We start from the raw sequence: 2,950 nt of genomic DNA, 5'->3' as shown, positions 1-2,950 counted from the left end.
ATATCTTTGAAAATTTAGAGCCAAACTACTACCACTTTATGGATGCTGATGGGACACCTCGCACTAGCTTTGGTGGTGGACGCTTGGGGACAACCCACCATATGACCAAACGACTCCTAGTTGACTCTATCAAATATCTAGTTGATACCTACAAAGTGGATGGATTCCGCTTCGATATGATGGGAGACCATGATGCAGCTTCTATTGAAGAAGCGTACAAGGCCGCACGCGCCCTCAATCCACACTTAATCATGCTTGGTGAAGGTTGGAGAACCTATGCAGGTGATGAGAACATGCCTACTAAAGCTGCTGACCAAGATTGGATGAAACATACCGATACAGTCGCTGTCTTTTCAGATGACATTCGTAACAACCTCAAGTCTGGTTATCCAAACGAAGGTCAACCTGCCTTTATCACAGGTGGCAAGCGTGATATCAACACCATCTTCAAAAATATCATTGCTCAACCAACCAACTTTGAAGCTGACAGCCCTGGAGATGTCATCCAATACATCGCAGCCCATGATAACTTGACCCTCTTTGACATCATCGCCCAGTCTATCAAAAAAGACCCAAGCAAGGCTGAGAACTATGCTGAAATCCACCGTCGTTTGCGACTTGGAAACCTCATGGTCTTGACAGCTCAAGGAACTCCGTTTATCCACTCTGGTCAGGAATACGGACGTACTAAACAATTCCGTGACCCAGCCTACAAGACTCCAGTATCGGAGGATAAGGTTCCAAACAAATCTCACTTGTTGCGTGATAAGGACGGCAATCCATTTGACTATCCTTACTTCATCCATGACTCTTATGATTCGAGTGATGCTATTAACAAGTTTGACTGGACTAAGGCTACAGATGGAAAAGCATATCCTGAAAATGTCAAGAGCCGTGACTATATGAAAGGGTTGATTGCTCTTCGTCAATCTACAGATGCCTTCCGACTTAAGAGTCTCCAAGATATCAAAGACCGTGTCCACCTCATCACTGTCCCAGGCCAAAATGGTGTGGCAAAAGAGGACGTAGTAATTGGCTACCAAATCACTGCTCCAAATGGAGACATCTACGCAGTCTTTGTCAATGCGGACGAAAAAGCTCGCGAATTTAATTTGGGAACTGCCTTTGCCCACCTCAGAAATGCTGAAGTTTTAGCAGATGAAAACCAAGCAGGGCCAGTAGGAATTGCCAACCCGAAAGGACTCGAATGGACTGAAAAAGGCTTGAAATTAAATGCCCTTACAGCTACTGTTCTTAGAATCTCTCAAGGCGGTGCCATCGTTGCCCCAGCTGTGGAAGAAAAACCAGAATTTGACCTTTCTAGCTTAAAACAAGAACAAGGTCACAATAATGGTCAAGACAATATTTCAAACCGAGTAATCAAATCGGAACAGCAAACTCCAGCTCCACAAGCTAAACCTGACTCTACTAAACCAGATGCCAAAGTAGCTGATGCAGAAGATAAACCCAAGCAAGCTACAACTGATTCACAACCAGCACAAGAAGCACAACCATCATCTGTAAGTGAAGCTGTTCAAAACGAATCGGTAGAAAACTCTAGCAAGGAAAATATACCTGCGCCCCTAGCTAAACAAGCTGAACTTCCAAATACAGGAACCAAAAATGATCACAAACTTCTGTTTGCAGGAATTAGTCTCCTTGCACTCCTAGGTCTCGGGTTCTTGTTAAAAAACAAAAAAGAGAACTAAACTAGCCCTCCTATAGAACAATCCCCCAAGCCTTAACGCTCGGGGGATTGATTTTTGCACAATATTTGCCGTCATAATAAACTCGATTAGGATTTTTTATTAAGACTCTTCTAAAATCAAATTCAAACCACGTCAGCTTCACCTTGCCGTACTCAAGTACAGCCTGCGGCTAGCTTCCTAGTTTGCTCACAAGAAAAAGCCTAGATAACTAGACTTTTTTAGCTTATTCTACCGTTACTGACTTAGCAAGGTTACGTGGTTTATCCACATCAAGGCCACGGTGTAGAGTTGCAAAGTAAGCGACCAATTGAGTTGGTACAACCATTGAAATCGGTGAGAGGTAAGGGTGTACAGTCGTAAGAACGATGTCGTCTGTATCTTTAGCAACATTTTCTTCTGCGATAGTGAGAACCTTAGCACCACGAGCTGCCACCTCTTGGATATTTCCACGAGTATGGTTTGCAAGGACTGGATCTGACAAGAGGGCCAAGACAGGCGTTCCTTCTTCAATCAAGGCAATAGTCCCGTGCTTGAGTTCTCCTGCTGCAAAACCTTCACACTGGATGTAAGAAATCTCTTTGAGTTTGAGACTTGCTTCCATAGCTACATAGTAATCTTGACCACGCCCGATGTAAAAGGCGTTGTGAGTTGTTTCAAGAAGCTCACGAACCTTGGCTTCAATGTCTTCTTTCTCTGAAAGAGTTGATTCGATAGACTGAGCTACGATTGACAACTCATGAACCAAATCAAAGGCTTTCGCTTTGGCATTTCCATTTGCTTCTCCGACTGCTTTTGCCAGGAAGGCAAGGGCTGCGATTTGTGCTGTATAGGCTTTAGTTGATGCCACAGCAATTTCAGGACCTGCATGAAGGAGCATAGTATGGTTGGCTTCTCGTGAAAGAGTCGAACCTGGTACGTTTGTCACTGTCAAGCTTGGGATTCCCATTTCATTAGCCTTGACCAAAACTTGACGACTATCCGCTGTTTCACCAGATTGGCTGATAAAGATGAAGAGTGGTTTCTTGCTGAGAAGTGGCATACCGTAGCCCCACTCAGATGAGATTCCAAGTTCAACTGGTGTATCTGTCAATTCTTCCAACATTTTCTTAGAAGCAAATCCTGCGTGGTAAGATGTCCCAGCTGCAAGGATGTAGATACGGTCTGCGTCTTGAACAGCCTGGATGATAGCTGAGTCTACGACAATTTGACCAGCCTCATCTGTGTAGGCTTGGATGAGTTTA

Annotated in this window: 2 protein-coding genes; one reads left to right on the top strand and one right to left on the bottom strand. The window is 44.2% G+C overall.

Annotation, left to right across the window (positions count from 1 at the left end; genetic code table 11):
* A partial coding sequence (locus ACLNCN_RS04355; RefSeq protein ID WP_424844703.1) for an LPXTG cell wall anchor domain-containing protein occupies positions 1–1,709 on the top strand: 1,709 nt, incomplete at its 5' end.
* 223 nt (positions 1,710–1,932) lie between these two features.
* Here ACLNCN_RS04355 and ACLNCN_RS04350 read toward each other — a convergent pair.
* On the bottom strand, positions 1,933–2,950 hold a 1,018-nt coding region (locus ACLNCN_RS04350), incomplete at its 5' end, for an isomerizing glutamine--fructose-6-phosphate transaminase (protein WP_424844702.1).

It is taken from the genome of Streptococcus sp. CL8.13 (genome assembly GCF_049737895.1).
The sequence above is the reverse complement of the archived record's forward strand: the minus strand, read 5'-3'. Positions and strand labels throughout refer to the sequence as shown.